The organism is Halomonas sp. NCCP-2165, from assembly GCF_023708045.1.
In the GTDB taxonomy this organism is placed as follows: Bacteria; Pseudomonadota; Gammaproteobacteria; order Pseudomonadales; family Halomonadaceae; genus Bisbaumannia; species Bisbaumannia pacifica.
Genome location: NZ_BRCY01000006.1, coordinates 142,312 through 161,905 on the forward strand (window position 1 = coordinate 142,312; position 19,594 = coordinate 161,905).

17 protein-coding genes are annotated in these 19,594 nt (G+C 69.2%); 9 read left to right on the forward strand and 8 right to left on the reverse strand.

Going from position 1 to position 19,594, the window contains the following annotated elements:
- Nucleotides 1–9: 9 nt before the first annotated feature.
- Entirely contained in the window at nt 10–1,299 is a 1,290-nt protein-coding gene (locus NFU04_RS05210; RefSeq protein WP_251308441.1) for an NAD(P)/FAD-dependent oxidoreductase, read from the reverse strand.
- Nucleotides 1,300–1,435: 136 nt separating this feature from the next.
- On the opposite strand from NFU04_RS05210, the gene NFU04_RS05215 reads away from it, so the two are divergent.
- The 4 genes from NFU04_RS05215 to NFU04_RS05230 all read left to right on the forward strand — a co-directional run bounded on the left by NFU04_RS05215 (nt 1,436) and on the right by NFU04_RS05230 (nt 6,363).
- On the forward strand, nt 1,436–2,095 hold the full coding sequence (locus NFU04_RS05215; protein WP_251308442.1) for a GntR family transcriptional regulator: 660 nt from the start codon (nt 1,436–1,438) through the stop codon (nt 2,093–2,095).
- 67 nt (nt 2,096–2,162) lie between these two features.
- Nucleotides 2,163–3,026, forward strand: coding sequence for a LysR family transcriptional regulator (locus NFU04_RS05220; RefSeq protein WP_251308443.1), 864 nt, complete (start codon nt 2,163–2,165; stop codon nt 3,024–3,026).
- A 146-nt stretch (nt 3,027–3,172) separates the two neighbouring features.
- A complete protein-coding gene (locus tag NFU04_RS05225) occupies nt 3,173–3,997 on the forward strand; it encodes a formate dehydrogenase accessory sulfurtransferase FdhD (RefSeq protein ID WP_251308444.1) in 825 nt (274 codons plus the stop codon).
- Nucleotides 3,994–6,363, forward strand: coding sequence for an FdhF/YdeP family oxidoreductase (locus NFU04_RS05230; RefSeq protein WP_251308445.1), 2,370 nt, complete (start codon nt 3,994–3,996; stop codon nt 6,361–6,363). Before NFU04_RS05225 ends, NFU04_RS05230 begins: the two co-directional genes overlap by 4 nt.
- A 55-nt stretch (nt 6,364–6,418) precedes the next feature.
- Here NFU04_RS05230 and NFU04_RS05235 read toward each other — a convergent pair whose 3' ends face one another.
- The 5 genes from NFU04_RS05235 to NFU04_RS05255 all read right to left on the reverse strand — a co-directional run bounded on the left by NFU04_RS05235 (nt 6,419) and on the right by NFU04_RS05255 (nt 12,502).
- The gene (locus NFU04_RS05235; protein ID WP_251308446.1) at nt 6,419–7,033 is read right to left on the reverse strand and encodes an NADPH-dependent FMN reductase; all 615 of its coding nucleotides are present in this window, start codon (nt 7,031–7,033) and stop codon (nt 6,419–6,421) included.
- Between the two features lie 31 nt (nt 7,034–7,064).
- Nucleotides 7,065–8,006: a pirin family protein gene (locus NFU04_RS05240; RefSeq protein ID WP_251308447.1), complete on the reverse strand. Its 942-nt coding sequence runs from the start codon at nt 8,004–8,006 to the stop codon at nt 7,065–7,067.
- 150 nt (nt 8,007–8,156) lie between these two features.
- Nucleotides 8,157–9,509 (reverse strand): MFS transporter, encoded by a 1,353-nt coding sequence (locus tag NFU04_RS05245; RefSeq protein ID WP_251308448.1) that lies wholly within the window; start codon nt 9,507–9,509, stop codon nt 8,157–8,159.
- A gap of 328 nt (nt 9,510–9,837) precedes the next feature.
- Nucleotides 9,838–11,427, reverse strand: coding sequence for a peptidoglycan DD-metalloendopeptidase family protein (locus NFU04_RS05250; protein WP_251308449.1), 1,590 nt, complete (start codon nt 11,425–11,427; stop codon nt 9,838–9,840).
- A gap of 223 nt (nt 11,428–11,650) precedes the next feature.
- Nucleotides 11,651–12,502, reverse strand: coding sequence for a pirin family protein (locus tag NFU04_RS05255; RefSeq protein WP_251308450.1), 852 nt, complete (start codon nt 12,500–12,502; stop codon nt 11,651–11,653).
- A gap of 96 nt (nt 12,503–12,598) precedes the next feature.
- On the opposite strand from NFU04_RS05255, the gene NFU04_RS05260 reads away from it, so the two are divergent.
- Both NFU04_RS05260 and NFU04_RS05265 read left to right on the forward strand, forming a co-directional pair.
- Nucleotides 12,599–13,498 (forward strand): LysR family transcriptional regulator, encoded by a 900-nt coding sequence (locus NFU04_RS05260; protein ID WP_251308451.1) that lies wholly within the window; start codon nt 12,599–12,601, stop codon nt 13,496–13,498.
- Nucleotides 13,499–13,585: 87 nt separating this feature from the next.
- Nucleotides 13,586–14,590 carry a glutathione S-transferase family protein gene (locus tag NFU04_RS05265; RefSeq protein ID WP_251308452.1) on the forward strand — a complete coding sequence of 335 codons (1,005 nt, stop codon included), beginning with the start codon at nt 13,586–13,588 and terminating at the stop codon, nt 14,588–14,590.
- Nucleotides 14,591–14,594: 4 nt separating this feature from the next.
- Here NFU04_RS05265 and NFU04_RS05270 read toward each other — a convergent pair whose 3' ends face one another.
- Entirely contained in the window at nt 14,595–14,708 is a 114-nt protein-coding gene (locus tag NFU04_RS05270; protein ID WP_251308453.1) for a DUF188 domain-containing protein, read from the reverse strand.
- Nucleotides 14,709–14,754: 46 nt separating this feature from the next.
- Nucleotides 14,755–15,225 carry a YaiI/YqxD family protein gene (locus NFU04_RS05275; protein WP_251308454.1) on the reverse strand — a complete coding sequence of 157 codons (471 nt, stop codon included), beginning with the start codon at nt 15,223–15,225 and terminating at the stop codon, nt 14,755–14,757.
- Nucleotides 15,226–15,627: 402 nt separating this feature from the next.
- Here NFU04_RS05275 and NFU04_RS05280 point away from each other — a divergent pair, with 402 nt between their 5' ends.
- The 3 genes from NFU04_RS05280 to NFU04_RS05290 all read left to right on the forward strand — a co-directional run bounded on the left by NFU04_RS05280 (nt 15,628) and on the right by NFU04_RS05290 (nt 19,557).
- Nucleotides 15,628–17,331 carry a DEAD/DEAH box helicase gene (locus tag NFU04_RS05280; protein ID WP_251308455.1) on the forward strand — a complete coding sequence of 568 codons (1,704 nt, stop codon included), beginning with the start codon at nt 15,628–15,630 and terminating at the stop codon, nt 17,329–17,331.
- A gap of 113 nt (nt 17,332–17,444) precedes the next feature.
- Nucleotides 17,445–18,428, forward strand: coding sequence for a DMT family transporter (locus NFU04_RS05285; RefSeq protein ID WP_251308456.1), 984 nt, complete (start codon nt 17,445–17,447; stop codon nt 18,426–18,428).
- A gap of 151 nt (nt 18,429–18,579) precedes the next feature.
- Nucleotides 18,580–19,557 carry a DMT family transporter gene (locus NFU04_RS05290; RefSeq protein WP_251308457.1) on the forward strand — a complete coding sequence of 326 codons (978 nt, stop codon included), beginning with the start codon at nt 18,580–18,582 and terminating at the stop codon, nt 19,555–19,557.
- The last annotated feature ends 37 nt before the right edge of the window (nt 19,558–19,594 follow it).

Sequence of the window (19,594 nt, forward strand, 5' to 3'; positions counted from 1 at the left end):
GGTGAGACTTCAGCGCAGCCGCTCGAGCAGCTGGTAGTACCACATGCCGGTGGCCAGCAGGACGTTGCCGAGTCGATCGCTGACCGGGACCCGCCAGTGCCGGACGTTGGCAAAGGCGTCGAACTCTTCCAGGTGGCCGCAGACCGCCTTGGCCATGATCTCGCCGATGATGTGCGAGGTGGCGATGCCGTGGCCGGAGTAGCCCTGGGCATAGAAGACGTTGGGCGAGAGTCGGCCGAGCTGGGGGACGCGGTTGATGACGATGCCGGCCATGCCCTGCCACTGGTAGTCGATGGCCACGCCCTTGAGCTGCGGGAAAGTGTGCTCGAGGCGCGGGCGCAGCTCGGCGGCGATGTCCGCCGAGTCGCGGCCGGAGTAGTTAGCGCCACCGCCGAACAGGAGACGCTTGTCGGCGGTGAGCCGGTAATAATCGAGCACGAAGCGGGTGTCGTAGACGGCCAGATCGTCGGGATTGAGGGCCGCCGCGGTGGCCGCGTCCAGCGGCGCCGTGGTGACGAGGCCGAGTGAGGCCGGGAAGAGCTTGCCGCCGAGCCGGCGGCGTTCGAGGCGGTGGTAGGCGTTGCCGGCCAGTACCACGCTGTCGGCCCGCACCCGGCCGTGTGTGCCGATCACCGTCGGGGTATCGCCGTGGGTGATCTCCACCACCGACGAGTGCTCGAAGATCAGTGCGCCCAGGCTCGCCGCGGCGCGGGCCTCGCCGAGGCACAGGTTTAGCGGGTGCAGGTGCAGGTTGTAGTCGTTGCGGATGGCGCCGTGGTAGAGCTCGGTGCCCAGCACTTCGCGCACCGCCGCGGCATCCAGCCAGTGGACGTGCTCGCCGATCCAGTGCCGCTGGGAAGCCTCGTAGTCCGCTTTCAATGCCTTCACATGACTGGGCTGGTAGGCCGCCTGCAGGTGCCCGCGCTTGAGATCGCAGGGGATGGCGTACTTGGCGACCCGCTCCTCGATGATGCGATGCCCCCGCCAGCGCAGGTTCCAGACGAAGTCCGCCGCTTCCTCGCCCAGGGTGCGGCGCATCTGGCGGCGCATGGCGTCCTCGCCGGATAGGCTGCCGGTGACCTGGCCGCCGTTGCGACCGCTAGCCCCCCAGCCGACCTTGTTGGCCTCGATCACCGCCACTCGATAGCCCCGCTCGGCCAGTTCCACCGCGGTGGCTACCCCGCTGAAGCCGCCGCCGACGATGGCCACGTCGACGCGATGTTCGCCTTCCAGGCGTGGGTAGTCGGACTCCTGGTGGATCGTCGCGGCGTAATAGGAGGCGCAGCGCGGCTGACTCATAGGGGGCTCCTCGACAAGCGGATGGGGATTGTTGTTGGTGTGATCACACGCATGTGATCACACTAGCAGAGGCATCACCGGGCCACAACGGGTATGCTGTTGATTATCCCGAAACCACACTCGACGACGACACGGCATGACCATGGATCAGACGACCCAGCACGAGTCTTTCTCGCCGGATACCGCCTCCACCCGCCTGCATCGCGACCTGCGAGTGAGGATGTGTGAGGGGGACTTTTCGCCAGGGGAGGTGATCTCGATCCGTCGCATCGCCGCGGAGTACGGCACCAGCGCGATGCCGGCCCGGGAGGCCGTGCGCTGGCTGGTCACCGAGGGGGCCCTGGTGTTCTCCGACAGCCGCACGATCATCGTGCCGTCCCTCTGTCGTGAGCGCTTCCAGGAGGTGCTGTTCGCCCGCAGGAGCCTGGAGACCCAGGTGGCGCGCCAGGCCTTCCCCAACGTCGGCGCCGCCGATATCGCCGCGCTGGAACGCCTCGATGCCGGTATCAACGCGGCCATCGAGGCGGGCGACATGCAGCGTTATATGCGGGGCAACTACCGCTTCCACTTCCACCTCTATCGGCTCAGCAACTCCCGGGTGCTGCTGCCACTGGTCGAGATCCTGTGGTTGCAGTATGGGCCGAGCATGCGCCATATCGGCACCCGCTGGGGGGCCTCGAGTATCGCCGACGACCACCACCGGGACGTCACCTGGGCGCTGAGGCGCGGCGATTGCGAGGCGTTCTGCCGGGCCATCGCCGCGGACATCGAGCAGGGCATGATGCTGCTGGACTGAACCGGCCCCCCAGGTCGATTTGCCATTATAGGGCTCGTCTATCACTGCTACCCCTAGGGGGTGACGCTTGGATCATCGTCAGCTCGCCTTCCTGGCCGCCCTGGCCCGGGAGCGCCACTTCGGCCGCGCCGCCGCGGCCTGCCATGTCACCCAGCCGACCCTCTCGGCGCGGTTGCGCGGCCTGGAGGAGGAACTGGGGGTGCGGTTGATCCGTCGCGGGCGCCGCTACGAAGGGCTGACCCCGGAGGGAGAGCGGGTGCTGGGCCATGCGCGGCGCATCCTCGGCGAGTTCGAGGCGCTGCGCGGCGAGCTGGCCCCGGGCGCGCCCCTCACCGGGCGCCTGACCCTAGGGGTGATCCCCACCGCCCTGGGTGCCCTGTCGGCGTCGCTGGCCGGACTGCGGGCGACCCATCCGCGCCTGCGGGTGCGTCTGCGCGAGCTGGCCACCCCGCGCCTGGCCCAGGGGCTGGAGAACGGCGAGCTGGACCTGGTGCTGGGCTACCTGGATGCCCCGGCGATGGCCGGTTTCGCCCATCGTCCCCTTCACGAGGAGCGCCCGGCGCTGCTCGCCTCGCCGCACCACTTTCGCCTGCCCGAGAGGCCCGACTGGGCGAGCCTGGGGGACTATCCGCTCTGCCTGCTGACCCCGGAGATGCATAACCGCCAGCTGCTGGCGGCGCGGCTCCAGGCACCCGGTGAGTCCCTGGAACCCCAGCTGGAGGCCAACTCCATCGCCGCCCTGCTGGCGCTGGTGGGGGCCGGGCTGGGCGTCGGGGTCTTGCCGGAGGCGTGCCTGCCGGCCACCGCTTCCGGGATCCTTGCCCGGCGTCTGCCGGGGCCGGGGGATCGGGTCGGCCTGCTGTGGCGGCCCCAGCGGCCGCGCAGTCGCCTGCTGGAGGAGGTGCTGGCGGCCTGGCCGGCGTCGTCCTGAGGTCATTTGATAGATGGTATCTATGATGGGATCGCTCGCCTCCATTGGCGAGGGGGCGATGCCCCCGGGTAGGCTGCCGGCATCCGTTGCTGTCCCCGGAGCGACCCACGATGCCTATCGCCGCGACTTCCCCCGTCACGACTCCGATGCCTGCCCCGGCGCCACTCCGGCGCCGCCGGGCCGTCTGCGATAGTGCCTCGTCCTATCGGGATAGCCGCCGGTGCCCCCTGCGTGACCAGAGCGGTCCCTGTGAAGCGCCCCTGACCCTGCTGCTCAACGACCGCCCCATGGCGACCCTGTTGGCGACGCCGGAGTCCCTGGAACCGCTGGCCCTGGGCCATGCCTATACCGCCGGCTGGATCAGCCGGGCCGACCAGGTCACGGAGGTGCGCCTGGCCCGGCTGCGCCATGGCCTGGCGGTGCATCTCTCGGTGGCGCCGCGGATCGAGGCCCAGGCCCTGGAGTTGCAGCGCGCCGCCCCCTCGCTGTCTAGCTGCGGCGCCTGTGGCCTGGCCGAGGAGGGCCAGCTGCTGGCCGGGCTGCGACGCCTGCCGGCGCGGTCGCCCCTGGCGGCGGCGGCCCTGCGCCGCGGCCTGGAGGCCCTGACTACGCAGTCGGCGCCGGGCCAGCATCTGGCCCTGGGCCTGGACGCACGGGGCCGCCCCCTGGCCCTGGGGCGCGATATCGGCCGCCATAACGCCCTGGACCGGGTGATCGGCGAGGGGCTGCGGCGGGCGGTCGAGCCGGGGCAGTATTTCGCGGCCCTGCTGGTCTCCAGCCGCTGCAGCCTGGAACTGGTGCACAAGGCGGTGCGCGCCGGCATCACCACCCTGGCGACCCTGGCGCTGCCCTCCGATATGGCGGTGGAGGTGGCCCGGGCCTGTGACCTCAATCTGATCTGTTGCCACCGCGGGCGTGACCTGGAGCTGCTTAGCGGCCAGCGGCCCGATACCCCGGAGACCCTGTTATGAGTCAAGTCGACACCTCGCCCGAGGCGGCACTCCCCTTGACCGAGGAGCGCCTGGCCGGCACGCCTTCGCTAGCCCCCTATGCCGGCCCCGCCGGGGGCTGGGGCGCCCTGAAGAGCGTCGGCCGCCAACTGGCGCGCAGCGGCGCCCCGCTGACCGGGGCACGGGCGCTGCTGGCCATGAATCAGGCCGACGGCTTCGACTGCCCGGGCTGTGCCTGGGGAGATCCCACCCATGGCGCCGCCTTCGAGTTCTGCGAGAACGGCGCCAAGGCGGTGGCCTGGGAGGCCACCGCCAAGCGGGTGGACCGCGACTTCTTCGCCCGCCATTCGGTGAGCGAGCTGCTGAACTGGGACGATTGCCGCCTGGAGGCCCAGGGTCGCCTCGTCGAGCCCCTCTGCTACGATGCCGCCACGGATCGCTACCGGCCCATCGGCTGGGACGCCGCCTTCGCGCTGATCGCCGAGCGCCTGGCGGGCCTCGACGACCCGGATCGGGCGCTCTTCTATACCTCGGGGCGGGCCAGCAACGAGGCCGCCTACCTCTACCAGCTGTTCGTGCGCCTGTTCGGCACCAACAACTTCCCCGACTGCTCCAATATGTGCCACGAGGCCAGCGGCCTGGGCATGAAGGCGAGCCTGGGGGTGAGCAAGGGCACGGTACGCCTGGAGGACTTCGAGGCGGCGGATGCCATCTTCGTGATGGGCCAGAACCCCGGCACCAATCACCCGCGGATGCTGGGGGACCTGCGTCGGGCGGCGGAGCGGGGTGCCACCATCGTGGCCATCAACCCCCTGCGCGAGCGGGGCCTGGAGCGCTTCGCCGATCCCCAGCGCAAGGTCGAGATGCTGCATGCCGGCAGCCATCCCATCGCCGGCCACTATGTGCAGCCGCGCCTGGGTGGCGACATGGCGCTGCTGCGCGGCCTGGCCAAGGCGCTCTTCGCCAGGCAGGCGGCGGGCACCTTTACCCCGGATCGCGCCTTTATCGAGGACCATGCCCGGGGCTACGCGGCCTGGCGGGAGGCGGTGCTGGCCTGCGACTGGGCGACCCTGGAGGCCCAGGCCGGCGTGGACCGGGAGGAGATGGAACGGCTGGCCGAGATCTACGCCGACGCCCCGCGGGTGATCATCACCTGGGCCATGGGCATCACCCAGCACGAGCACTCGGTGGCCACGGTGCGCGAGATCATCAACCTGCTGCTGCTGGGCGGCCATATCGGCCGCGTCGGGGCCGGCGCCTGTCCGGTGCGCGGCCACTCCAATGTGCAGGGCGACCGCACCATGGGCATCGACGAGACGGCGCCGACCTGGCTGCTGGATGCCCTGGAGGCACGCTACGGGGTGCCCATGCCACGCGCCCCCGGGCTCAATACCAAGGGCGCCCTGCAGGCCCTGGAGGCGGGGCAGGCCGAGGTCTTTATCGGCCTGGGCGGCAACTTCGCCCGGGCCACCCCGGATACGCCGCGCACCGAGGCGGCCCTGCGTCGCGCCGGGCTGACGGTGCAGATCAGCACCAAGCTCAATCGCAGCCACCTGATCACCGGGCGAGAGGCGCTGATCCTGCCCTGCCTGGGGCGCAGCGAGATCGATCGCCAGGGGCCCGAGGGGCGGCCCCAGCGCATCAGCGTCGAGGACTCCATGTCGGCGGTGCATGCCAGCGCCGGACGCCTGGCGCCGGCCTCGCCCGAGCTGCGCTCGGAGCCGGCCATCGTCGCCGGGATCGCCGCGGCGACCCTGGCCCGGGTGCTGCCGCGCCGCGGCATCGAGCCTGGTGTGGTCGATTGGGCGGCCCTGGTGGCGGATTACGACCGTATCCGCGACGAGATCGCCGCGGTGATCCCCGGCTTCGCGGACTTCAACGCCCGCCTGGCGGCGCCCCGGGGCTTTATCCTCGACAACCCGGCCCGACAGCGTGAGTTCCCCACCGCCTCCGGGGCCGCCGAATTCGCCGCCGGTGCCCTGCCCGAGGCGGTGATGCACCAGCGCCTGGACGGGCGCCCGGGCTGGCTGACCCTGCAGACCCTGCGCAGCCACGATCAGTACAACACCACCGTCTATGGCTATGACGACCGCTATCGCGGGGTCAAGGGGCAGCGCCGGGTGCTCTTCGTCAATCCGGACGACCTGGCGCGGCTGGGGCTGCGCGACGGCGACTGGGTGGATCTGCTGGGCGAGTCCTATCGGGGCGAGCCGCGTCGGGCGCCGGCCTTCCGCCTGGTGGCCTATGACACCCCGCCGGGCTGCTGCGCCGCCTACTACCCGGAGACCAATGCGCTGATGCCCCTGGAGCGGGTGGGCGAGGGCAGCGATACGCCGGTGGCCAAGGCGGTGGCGGTACAACTGGTGCCCAGCCGCCGGCTGGCCTGAACGTCACGGCGTGCCGGGGGAGGCTCAGCGGCCAGGCCGCCGGGTCTCGTAGCGCTCATGGGTGCTCTCCACTGGCGTCATCGGCGACATTCAGGCGGCTCAGGGTGTTGACCAGGCGCCGGCAGAGGGCATCGAGGCGCTGGCGCACGGCTTGCTCCTCCAGGTCGCCATCTTCGCCGAAGGCCTGGGCGGCGCGAGGCAGGGCCAGGGGATTGGGCAGCACCATCACCCCCAGGTTGCCCAGTAGCTGGCGGGTCAGGCCCAGGCTGCGCATGCCGCCCAGGGCCCCGGGGGAGGCGGCCACCACCGCCGCCACCTTGTCGGCGAACAGGGCCAGGCCGCTGCGCTCGCCGTCCGGGCGGGTCATCCAGTCCAGGGTGTTCTTGAGCAGCGGGGTGGGAAAGCCGTTGTACTCCGGCGAGGCGATCAGCAGCCCCTGGTGCTCGGCGAGCAGGGCCTGCAGGCGCCGGGCCTGGGCCGGCAGCCCCTCGGTGGCCTCCAGGTCGCCGTCGTAGAGGGGCAGGGGGTAGTCCTTGAGATCGATCCGGGTGACCCGGGCGCCGTGGCGCTCCAGGCACGCGGCGGCGAGCCGCGCCAGGTGGCTGTTATGGGAGCCCCGCCGGGTGCTGCCGGCGAAGACCAGGATGCGGGGGGCAGGGGTTGCGCTCATGGGGCCTCCTTGGCTGGGGTCGAGAAGAGAGTCAGGCCTTCCAGGGCAACGGCGGGGGCGTCAGCCGCGGGCCATCGAACTCGGGAATGCTGCCGAAGCGGGGACTCTCGGCCTCCCAGTCGCGCTGGGCCTCGCTGATCTCCGCCTTGCTGTGGCCGACGAAGTTCCACCAGATCAGGATCTCCTCGCCCAGGGGCTCACCGCCCACCAGCAGCACCCTGCCGCCGGCGGGCAGCGTCACCGTGACCTCGTCGCGGCCGCGACCCAGGTAGGCCAGTTCATGGGTGGCGAAGGTCTCGCCCTCGATCTCCAGGTCGCCCTCCAGGGGCAGCAGGCCGTATTCGAAGTCGCCGCGCAGCGGCAGGCGCAGCTGGCTGCCCCGGGGGCTGGCCAGGTCCAGGGCCATCAGCGGCGAGAAGGTCAGGGTCGGGGCCCGGTGACCGGCGAACTCGCCCACCAGCAGGGTCAGCTCGGTGCCCTCCTCTTGCCAGCGCGGCAGGCTCGGGTAGTGATCGAAGCGCGGGTCGGTGCGACGGTCCGCCTCGGGCAGGGCGATCCATAGCTGGGCGGCGTGGAGGGTCGCCTCGCCGGGCAGCGACTCCTCGGTATGGCTGATGCCGCGACCGGCGGTCATCAGGTTGACCTGGCCGGGGCGGATCACCTGGGCGGTGCCCAGGCTGTCGCGGTGGAGGATCTCGCCTTCGATCATCCAGGTGAAGGTCTGCAGGCCGATATGCGGATGGGGGCCGATCCTGAGGCCGGGGTCGTCCGCCGCGAAGTCGGCGGGGCCGATATGGTCGAGGAAGCACCAGGCGCCGATCAGCCGGCGCTGGCGGCGGGGCAGGGCGCGGTTGACGGGAATGCCGCCCACCTCGGCGCTGTGCGGCGTGACGTGCTGCACCTGGCGCTTGCCATCGACGATGGGACAGTCGAGGGAGCTGGCGAGCTCGCGTTCGTTGACGAGAGTGCTCATGATCCGGGTTTCCTGACGGTCAAGGGGGAAGGCTCGGCCCTTAGCATAGGCCCTTCGCATAGGCCCTTCATGGCCTTGCCAGGGGCCGAGCCCTCGACGCGCTATCGACGGCCCGACCGGGGCGCGTGTCCCGCCCTGATCGGTCGGTGTTTAGCGCAGCGAGAGGGCGCCGGCGCCGCTCTCCTCGCCCAGCGCCTCCCGGTAGGCCTGGGCCTCCTCGGCCTCGACCTCGGGGGAGAAGCGCACCAGCAGGGCGCAGGAGGCCAGCACCAGGACCGCCAGGCCCAGGTAGAAGAGCCCCTGCTGGTAGCCGATGGCCTCGGAGCGGAACAGGAAGGCGGCGGCCACCGCCCCCACGTTGCCGCCGGCGCCGACGATGCCGGCCACGGCGCCGATGGCCTGCTTGTTGACGAAGGGCACCACGCCGTAGGTGGCGCCTTCGGCCATCTGCACGAAGAGGCTGAACACCAGCATGATGCCGATGGCGTAGGAGAGCACGTGCATCTGCGAGAAGCCGATCAGGGCGATGCCCTCGCAGAGCAGGGCGATGAAGAGCCAGCGCACCCGGCCCTTGAGGCCGCCCTGGCGGGCGAAGAGGTCGGAGAAGACGCCGCCCAGGGTGCGGGCGAAGAGGTTCATCAGCCCGAAGAGCCCGGCGATCATGCCGGCGGTGGCCAGCGTCAGGTCGAAGTGATCGAAGAAGTAGATGGCGGCGATATTGTTGATGGTCAGCTCGACCCCGAAGCAGGCGGCATAGACCAGGAACAGGGCCCAGACGCGGATGTCCCGGGCGGCGGCCAGGAAGCTCCGGCCGGCGCCGTGCTCGCCGTTGGCCTCGGCCAGCTCGCCGCGCTCGCGGAGCTCGTCGAAGTTGCCGTCCGGGGCGTCCTGGGTGAAGCGGTAGTAGGCGATGCCGGTGAGAAAGAGCACCACCCCGGGCACCACCATGGCCAGGCGCCAGCCCAGGGTCTCGCTGACCCCGAGCATCAGCAGGCCGGAGAAGATCAGCGGCATCAGGATCTGGGTGGTGCCGCCGCCCAGGTTGCCCCAGCCCGCCGAGGTGGCGTTGGCGGTGCCCACCACATTGGGGGCGAACATCATGGTGGTGTGGTACTGGGTGATGACGAAGGCGGCGCCGATGGCGCCGATGGCCAGGCGCGCCAGCAGGAAGGTCTCGAAGCTGTCGGCCAGGCCGATGCTCATCACCGGGAGCGAGCCCAGCAGCAGCAGGCCACTATAGGCCTTGCGGGGACCGATCTTGTCGCACAAGACGCCGATCGCCAGGCGCACGATCACGGTGATCAGCACCGAGGCGATGATGGTATTGCCGATCTGGGTCTGGGTGAGGGCCAGGTCCTCGCGCACCACCGCCATCAGCGGGGCGATGCCGAACCAGCCGAAGAAGCACAGGTGGAAGGCGAACCAGGAGAAGTGGAAGGCGCGCATCTGGGGCGTATTGAAGCTGAACAGGCGAATCCTGTTGGCCTTGTTGCGAAGTTCCATGGGCAGTGACCTCGTCGGATGAGCGGGTTCGAACATCGCGGCATGGCAGGCGGCCGTGGCCACTGCCCTGTCGCGCCTTCATCGTTGAAGGGCGGTTCGACGCACTCGTACTCCGCGGAGCCTGGTCTACGCCTACCAGTCGGGTACCTGAACTTTGCAACTCCTTTGCCGTTATCAGTCTTGTGCTTTTATTTCAGTGGCTTGAGTCAGAATGGCGGGGCCGTGGTGCGGGGGGGAGTGGGCCAGGGTGGTGCAGGGGCAACGGGCGAGGCCCCAACGCAGAACGCCCCGCACAGGGGCGGGGCGTTCCGAGGGGGTGGCGCCAGGCTCAGCTATCGCTGTCCGGGCGCGGCTCGCGTGGCGTGCTGGCCAGCACGGTGCCGGCCTCGCCGCTCTCCAGGCGTGCCAGGAGCTGCTCCGACTCTTGCTGGAAGGCGGCCAGGGCATCGCCCTCCAGGCGCTGACTCTCCGGCAGCTCGACACGCATGGCATCCACCGGCTGATTATTGACGATCACCTCGTAGTGCAGGTGCGGGCCGGTGCTGCGGCCGGTATTGCCGGACAGGGCGATCTGCTCGCCCATGCTGACCCGGTCGCCGCGGCTGACCTGGGGACGCGAGAGGTGCAGATAGCGGGTACGGTAGCCGTTGTCGTGGCGGATCACCACATAGCGGCCGGCGGCGGAGTGGTTGCCGACTCGCTCCACGCGACCATCCGCGGGGGCGATCACCGGGGTGCCCGTCGGCATGGCGAAGTCGGTGCCGTAGTGGGGGCTGACCCGGCCGGTCACCGGATGGGTGCGGCGCCGGTTGAAGGAAGAGCTGAGGCGATAATTGCCATTGAAGGGGTAGCGCTCGAAGGCCGGGTCGAGGCCGCGGCCGTCGGCGGTATAGAAGCGGTCGTCGGCGCTGTTGCGGAAGACGGCGAGATCCATCCGCTCCCCCTCGTACTGCACCGCCAGGATGCGCGAATCCAGGGGCTGGCCGTCGATCATGTCGGATTCGACCAGCACCTGAAAACGATCGCCGCGACGGGTATCGCGGCGGAAGTCGAGCTTCTTGGAGAGCACATTGGTGAGCTGGGCCACCTCGCTGGCGTTCAGGCCGGTGGCCTGAGCCGATCGGGCGAGGCTGCCGCTGACGCTGCCGGCGAAGAGGCGCTGGGTGGCCTCGCCGGCCCGCTCGATATCGGCCGTGGCGAAGGCGACCTCGGCGTCTTCCTGGCGCTCGACCAGGTAGCCACGGCGTGCGTTGACCATCACCTTCAGGGCCTGCAGGCGCCCCTCTTCATCGAGCATGTAATCGAAGCTCTGACCGACTCGCCAGCGGGTCAGGACATTCTCGTCCGGCAGGCTCTCCAGCAGCCGCAGGGCCTCGCTGTAGCCCATGCCCAGGTGGCTCTGCGCCAGCACTGCGAAGGTGTCGCCGGCCTGGACGGTATAGGTCTCCCAGCGCGGCTCGAAGACTTCCTCGGCCTGGATCTCGTCCTCCAGGTAGATGTTCTCGCTATCGATCAGTGCCAGGGGGCCGTCGTCGAAATCGTCATAGGAGGTGGCGTCCTCCCACTCGCCTGTCCGCAGGGCCGCCAGGCCCAGGGCCACGCGCAGTGCCTCGGGGCTCAGGCCTGGGCGAGAAGTGGCGCCGGCGGCGGCGGGAAAGGGCGTGGCCAGGGCCGGCAGGCGCTCCTGGGCGGGCGTATCGCGATGCCAGGCGTCATCGCCGCCCTGGGCATCGGGCAAGGTGACGCCGGCGGAATCGGCGCTCTCTTCCAGGGAGATCACTCGGGTGATCTGGGGTGACTCGTCGCGGGAGTCGATAAGGGTGAAGATCTGTTGTGCGCCCAGCACGGTGACCATGGTGGCAACGGGAAGCAGCAGCAATTTATGCGTGCGGGGCAGCGAATGAAGGATTCGCAACATAGGAAATGGCCGTGAAAATGGTGGAAAAGAGTGCCAAAAAACCCAAGAACCATACCCTATGCTGTGTAGCCTGCCTAGCCTGTATATGCAAACAGAAACCCCGGGCCTCCTCTGGGAGGCCCGGTGCAGACGGCTCGCTAGCATAAACTAATTGACCTTAGGTGCAAGCCCGATGCCGTGGCCCGTCGATCGCCCCGCGACGAGGACGCGGCGCCCTGGCGCCTTATCCGTCGATAAAGGTGCCGTTGCGATAGTCGAGCAGGGCCTGCTCCAGCTCCGCCTGGGTATTCATCACGAAGGGGCCGTAATGGGCGATGGGCTCGCCATGGGGATGGCCCGCCAGCAGCAGCGCCTCGCCGGCGCCCGACAGGCCGCTCAGCTCGAGTCGCTGGCCGGCGCCCAGGCTGGCCAGTTGGCCGGCGCTGACGACCTGTCCGCCGACGTTCAGTTCGCCGGCGAAGACGTAGACCAGCAGGGTCGGTGCCTCCACCGTCAGGCTCAGGCGACGCTCCGCGGCGAGCCTGACATGGGCCACGGCGCCGCGGCCCGCCAGGGCATCCAGGGGACCCTCGACGGTCTCGCCATCCGCGGCTTGCCAGCGGCCGCCGAGGGCGATCAGCTCGCTCCCCTCCCGGACCAGGCGCGGCATCTCGGCGCCGCTCACGTCGCGGTAGGTGGCCGGACTCAGCTTGTCGTCGGCGGCCAGGTTGAGCCACAGCTGGAAGGCGTGCAGCCCCTGGCTGTCGGTCAACGGCATCTCCGAGTGAATGATGCCGCGCCCGGTATGCATCCACTGGGCGTCGCCGGCGGCGATGGTGCTGGAGTGGCCCAGATGATCCTCGTGGGTCAGGCCGCCATGCAGCACATAGGTCAGGGTCTGGATGCCGCGATGGGGATGGGGCGGAAAGCCGGCCAGGTAGTCGTCGGGGCGATCCGAACCCAGTTCATCGAGCATCAGGAAGGGGTCGATGCCGCCACCGAACTCATGGATGCGGCGGATCTTGACCCCGGCGCCATCCTGGCTGGGTTGGTTGCGGCGCAGTTGGGTAACCTCACGAAGCCGTGGAGTCGTCATGGGGGTGCCTCCGTTGAAGTGTCTGACTCGCATGTTAGTCTGATTTTTTCGAAAATTAAGCGCATTAAATCGCCGTTATCATTCGAGGATATAGAAATGTCCCGCGTTACCCTGGCCCAGTGGCAGACCCTCGCCGCGGTGGTGGACCATGGCGGCTTCGCCCGCGCCGCCGAGGCCATCCATAAGAGTCCCTCGACCCTCAATCATGCGGTGCACAAGCTGGAGGAGCAGCTCGACGTCAAGGTGCTGGAGCCGGTGGGGCGCCAGGTACGCCTCACCGAAGCGGGGGAGCTCTTGCTGCGCCGCGCCCGGCAACTGCTGGAGAGTGCCGAGTCCCTGGAGGACGTGGCGGGACGCCTGGCCGAGGGGTTGGAGGCGGAGGTGGTGCTGGCGGTGGATCAGCTGTTTCCCCCGGATGCCCTGGCCCGGGCCCTGGATGCCTTCTCGAGCGCCTACCCCCATGTGCGGGTGCAGCTCCACGAGACGGTGCTCAACGGTGGCATCGAGATGCTCTATGACGGCCGCGCCGATCTGGTGGTCAGCGGCCAGGCGGCCCAGGGCTTCCTGGGCGAGCCGCTGGTGACGGTGCGCTTTCTCGCCGTGGCTCACCCCGACCATGCCTTGCATCGACTGGGGCGCGAGCTGGACCTGCGCGATCTAACGCAGCACCGCCAACTGGTGGTACGCGACTCGGCGCAACGCCAGTCGATGGACTCCGGCTGGCTCAAGGCCGAGCAACGCTGGACGGTCAGCCACCTGGATACCTCCATCGGCATGCTGGAGCGGGGCCTGGGCTTCGCCTGGCTGCCGGAGACGCGTATCCAGTCGGCCCTGGCCGCCGATCGGTTGCGTCCGTTACCCCTGACCGCCGGCGGCACCCGCGAGGTACCCATGCAGTTGATCTATCGGGACCGGGATCGGGCCGGCCCGGCCACCCGGGCGATGGGAGCCAACCTGGTCGAGGCGGTGACGCGCTGCAAGAATGATTCGATTTGATCGAATGGTTGTCGGGAAATTATCGGCTTGATAGTCGAAATGATCGGATTATTCTGGGGCCATGATTCATCACCCGAGGAGAGCGGCATGGGCCTTCTGATCGACGGCGAGTGGAGCGACCAGTGGTACGACACCAAGACGCACGGCGGCGAGTTCGTGCGCGAATCCGCCCAGTTGCGTGATTGGGTGACCCGCGATGGTCGCCCCGGCCCCGACGGCCAGCCGGCACTGCCCGCCGAGGCGGAGCGCTTCCACCTCTATGTGTCCCTGGCCTGCCCCTGGGCCCATCGCACCCTGATCATGCGCATGCTCAAGGGGCTCGATGGCCTGATCGGCAGCTCCCATGTCAGCCCGCTGATGCTCGATCAGGGCTGGACCTACGAGGAAAGCGAGGGCTCCAGCGGCGATCCCGTCAACGGCGCCGCCTACCATCGTGAGCTCTATACCCTCACCGATCCCCACTACACCGGCCGGGTCACGGTGCCGGTGCTGTGGGACAAGCAGGAACGGCGGATCGTCAACAACGAGTCGGCGGAGCTGCTGCGCATCTTCAACGACGCCTTCGATGGCCTGACCGGCAACGACCTGGACCTCTACCCGGCGGACCTGCGCGAGACCATCGACGCCATCAACGACGACGTCTACGCGCATATCAACAATGGCGTCTACAAGAGCGGTTTCGCCACCGACCAGGCGGTCTACGAGAAGCATGTGACGGCGCTGTTCGCGGCCCTGGACCGGGTGGAGGCACGCCTGGCCGAGCATCGCTACCTGGCGGGGGAGTGGCTGACCGAGGCGGATATCCGCCTGTTCACCACATTGGTGCGTTTCGACGCGGTCTATCATGGCCACTTCAAGTGCAACCTGAGGCGCATCGAGGACTACCCGAACCTCGCCAACTATGTGCGCGAGCTCTATCAGTGGCCGGGGATCAAGGAGACGGTGAGCCTCGACCATATCAAGCGCCACTACTATTACAGCCACGACACCATCAATCCCACCCGCATCGTGCCCCAGGGCCCGGCGCTGGACTTCGAGCGGCCCCATGATCGAGACCGCCTGCCGGGCCAGGGCATTCGCCGCAAGGGCTAGGGCCTTACCCTTTCCGGGCCAGCCAGCGATCCAGGGCATTGGCGAACTCGCGGCGGTCGGCGTCCGAGTATCCCTTGGACCCGCCGGTATGCTCGCCGCTGGCCCGTAATGTTTCCATGTAGGGCTTGTATCAGGCGCATCTGTACCCCGGGAGCAGATGCGGTTTATGCCCCTTTCCTGGCCAGCCAGCGATCCAGGGCATTGGCGAATTCGCGGCGGTCGGCGTCCGAGTATCCCTTGGGCCCGCCGGTATGCTCGCCGCTGGCCCGAAGGGTTTCCATAAAATCCCTCATCTGCACCCGGGCGCGAATATTGTCCGCGTTGAGGGACTCGCCGCGGGTGGTCATCACCTTGGCGCCGCGCCCCAGGGCCTCCAGGGCCAGGGGCAGGTCGGAGGTGATCAGCAGGTCGCCGGGCTGAATGCGCTCGACGATCTCGTTGTCGGCGGCGTCGAAGCCGCTGGCCACGCTCAGCGATTTCACCCACCTCGACGGCGGCAACGGAATGCCGTGGTTGGCCACGAACCAGGTGGGGGTGGCGGTGCGCTCGGCGGCGCGCACGATGATATCGCGCACCACTCGGGGACAGGCGTCGGCATCCACCCAGAGTTGGGCGGGTGAGGCGGACTGGGACATAAAGGCTCCAGGGATTAAGGCTGGCGTCGCGGGGAGGTCGATGGTAGCATGCGCGCTCCTCGCATGTGTTGACCCCACCATCGTATTGGATCGTTCTTGTCGCCGCGTGTCGTCATGACCGCTCCGAGACAAGGCTTTGCAGGACGCCCGGCAAACGGCCGGCGTCGCTTTTGGAGATGGAGCGCCCTCGCCCCCGGCGAACCAGCGCATCAAGGTCGCCACAGCGGTTCGCCAAGGAGAGAGCGCGACGCTGCGCCTCCCACGAACCGAATGCCAGGTGCGACCGGCGTCTCAACCCCCGTTGTCGATGTGGCCACGAGCCGCATGCTCCCGCACGTGTTGCGGGGTAGAGACGCCACCATGTTTCGTTGCCGGCCCGGCCGGCCTATCAAGGTGTGATTAATGACCTCGACTCCCGTCGTTTCCTCCAGCTTTGCCGAGCTGGAACTGCTCCCCGCTGTCCTTTCCGCCATCGAGAGCCAGGGCTATACCGAGCCTTCGCCGATCCAGGCGCAGACCATTCCCGCCCTGCTGGAAGGGCGTGACCTGCTGGGCCAGGCCCAAACCGGTACCGGCAAGACCGCCGCCTTCGCCCTGCCGCTGCTGTCGCGCCTCGAGCTGACCCGCCGCGAGCCCCAGGTGCTGGTGTTGGCGCCGACCCGCGAGCTGGCCCAGCAGGTGGCCGTCTCCTTCGGCAAGTACGGTCAGAACCTCAAGGGCCTGGAAGTGGCCACCCTGTGCGGCGGCCAGGAATATCGCGAGCAGTTGGGGGCCCTCAAGCGCGGCGCCCAGGTCGTCGTGGGTACCCCCGGCCGGGTGATCGATCACCTGGACCGCGGCAGCCTCAAGCTCGACGGTCTCACCGCCCTGGTGCTGGACGAAGCCGACGAGATGCTGCGCATGGGCTTTATCGACGACGTCAAGCGCGTCGTCGCCGACACCCCCAAGAACGCCCAGCGGGTGTTCTTCTCCGCCACCCTGCCGGCGGAGATCGAGCGCATCGTCGACCGCTACCTGGTGGACCCGGTGAAGGTGGCCATCGAGTCACGCACCACCACCGGCGAGAACATCGAACAGCGCCTGGTGCGCGTCGAGGGCGCCGCCAAGCTGGAGGCGCTGTCGCGCATCCTCGAGGTGGAGCCGGTGGATGCCGCCATCGTCTTTGTGCGCACCCGGGCCGCCTGTACCACCCTGGTGGAGCAGCTCACCGCCCGCGGCGTCAACGCCGCCGGCCTCTCCGGTGACCTGGACCAGAGCCTGCGCGAGCGCACCATCACCCGCCTCAAGCGCAGCAAGGTGGACGTGCTGATCGCCACCGACGTGGCCGCCCGCGGCCTCGACGTGCCGCGCATCACCCACGTGGTCAACTACGACCTGCCCCAGGACAGCGAGGCCTATACCCACCGTATCGGCCGTACCGGCCGTGCCGGTCGCAGCGGCGTGGCGATCACCTTCGCCGGCTTCCGCGAGACCCGCAAGGTGCGCTGGCTGGAGCAGGCCACCGGCCAGCAGATGAGCGAGATGCCGCTGCCCGACGAGGCCGCCATCCGCGCCCATCGCGACCAGGTCTTCCAGCTGCGCGTGCGCGATGCCCTGGTACAGGGTGCCGACGAGCAGCGCGCCCTGGTGGAGGCCCTGGTGGCCGACGGTCAGGACCCGGTGGAACTGGCCTGCGTGCTGGCCGCCCTGGCCCGCGCCGACGAGGCGCCCATCGGTCGCCTGCCGGCCCCTCGCGAGCGCGGCCCCCGCGAGCGTGGAGAGCGTGGAGAGCGCGGTGCGCCCCGCGATCGCGCCCCCCGCGAGGGCATGACCCGCTATCGGGTCGCCGTGGGTCACAAGGACGGCGTCAAGCCGGGCCAACTGGTCGGCGCCCTGGCCAACGAGGGCGGCATCGAAGGCAAGCGCATCGGTCGCATCGATATCCGCAACGCCTTCTCGGTGGTGGAGCTGCCCAGCTCATTGCCGTCGAGCATCCTGGCCAAGATGGCCCGGGCTCGGGTCGCCGGCCGCGAGCTGGAGATCCGCGAAGACGGTGGCGCCCCCGAGCGGGCCCCGCGGCGTCGCCAGGATGGCGATGCACCGATTCGTCGGCGTCATAGCGCCTAACGAAGCGGTTGCTGCCCGCGCGCCGGGCGGCTCACCCCCACCAACAGGTCGGAGCCTAGCTCCGGCCTGTTGTCGTTGGTATCCCCGAACCCTGTCGACAAAGAGGAAGTGTCATGTGGAAGCGGCTGCCGTTTCGTCTGCGTGGTTATCTGATCACCGTGCTCGGTGTGTTGCTGCTCTCGCCGGATGCGCTGTTGATCAAGGACACCAGGGTGGATGTGGCCACCTTCATGTTCTGGCGGGGCCTGCTACTGGGCATCGTGCTGCTGCTGATTGCCGCGCTGCGCTACCGTGAGCGCCTGCCTCAGGCCATTCGTGCCTGTGGCCCGGCCGCGCTCTGGTGCCCGCTGGCCTTTGCCGCCAGCGCCTGGGCCTTCGTGGTGGCCAACCGGCTGACCGCCGCGGGCAATGTGTTGGTGATGCTCAACCTGGCGCCTCTGGTGGCGGGGCTGATCGGCATGCTGCTGTTCGGCCAGCGACTGCGCCGCCAGACCTGGGTGGTGATCGGGCTATGCGTCGTCGGGGCCAGCCTGATGGCCGCCGGTGAGATGGGGCAGGGCAGCCTGCTGGGCCTGGGGGTGGCGCTGATCATTCCGATCTCCATCGCCGTGAACACCACGGTGGCCAGCGCCCAGCGGGGCAGTGGTACCCGGGGCATCGATACCACGGTGGTGCTGCCTCTGGGGTGTCTCGCCATGCTGCTGCCGGCGGCACTGATGGGGGGCGTCCAGTGGCCCGAGCCCGAAGATATCCAGCGCCTGGCGATGATGGGACTGCTCCTGCCGCTGGCTTATTTCCTGATCCAGACCGGCGCACGCTATCTGCCGGGCGCCGAGGTCAGCCTGATGATGCTGGTGGAGACCCTGGTGGGTACCCTGCTGGTCTGGTGGTGGGTGGGCGAGGTGCCGACGGCGCTGGCCTTCCTGGGCGGTGGCATGATCATTGCCGCCATGCTCTCCAGCTCCCTGCGCGACCTCTATCGGCAGCGCCGCAAGGCCGCCGACGGCGCCCTGGATGCCCGCCGCCTGCACGATGAGGCGGCAGAGGAGAGCATCGCGCGGGGCGAGCCCGCTCCCCCGGTGGGGGAGCGTCACTGACCGCACCCTGGGGGCCGCCGATGATATGGGCGGCTTTCCCGGGGCGGCGTCGTCAGACGAGTCGTAACCACGCAGGCCGGGGACGTTCCCCGGCCTGCGTTTTTTTGGTGACTGCCGAGACTGACGGAACCCCTTATCAAGGAGATATGCCATGTGCCAGGGACTCTCGAGGCGCGCCCGCGGTTACCTGATTACCGGGCTCGGGGTGCTGCTGCTCTCCCCCGATGCCCTCTTCGTCAAGGCCACCCAGGTGGAGGTGGAGGTGTTCATGTTCTGGCGGGCGCTGTTGCTGGGGCTGATGCTGGGCCTGGTGGCCCTGGCCCGTTACGGTCGCCGGCTGCCCGAGGCGCTGCGTGCCTGCGGTCCGGCGGCCCTGTGGTGTCCGCTGGCCTTCGCCGGGTCCGCCTGGGGCTTCGTGGCGGCGGTACGCCTGACCGCCGCCGGCAATGTGCTGGTGATCCAGAACCTGGCGCCGCTGGTGGCGGGGTTGCTGGGGCTGTTGCTGTTCCGCCAGCGCCTGCGTGGTCAGACCTGGGTGGTGATCCTGCTCTGCGTGCTGGGGGCGGGGCTGATGGCCGCCGGCGAGGTGGGCAAGGGCTCGCCCCTGGGGCTGCTGATGGCCCTGGCGATTCCGCTGTCGATCGCCATCAACATGACCGTGGCCAGCGCCCAGCGCGGCGTGGATACCACCGTGATCCTGCCGCTGGGCTGCCTGGTGATGCTGCTGCCGGCGCTGGCCCTGGGCGGCATGCAGTTACCGCCGCTGGCGGACCTGCTGCGACTGCTGCTGCTGGGCGTGGTGTTCCTGCCGGCGGCCTACTACCTGATCCAGAGTGGCCCCCGCTACCTGCCGGGGGCCGAGGTCAGCCTGGTGATGCTGCTGGAGACCCTGGTGGGCACCCTGCTGGTGTGGGCGTGGGTCGGTGAGGTACCGCCACCGCTGGCCTTCGTCGGCGGTGGCCTGATCCTCGCCGCCCTGCTGGGCAGCGGCCTGCTGGACCTGCTGCGCCAGCATCGCAAGGTGGCCGAGGGGGCCCCGGACCCCCAGCGGATTCTCGCCGAGGCCGCCGAGCGGGAGGGCGGAGACGACTCGCCGGGGCTAGCCGAGCAGCCGCGCGAAGCGCGTTAGCAGCGAGCCGCTTTCCGGGGTGTCGGTCACCCCGTCG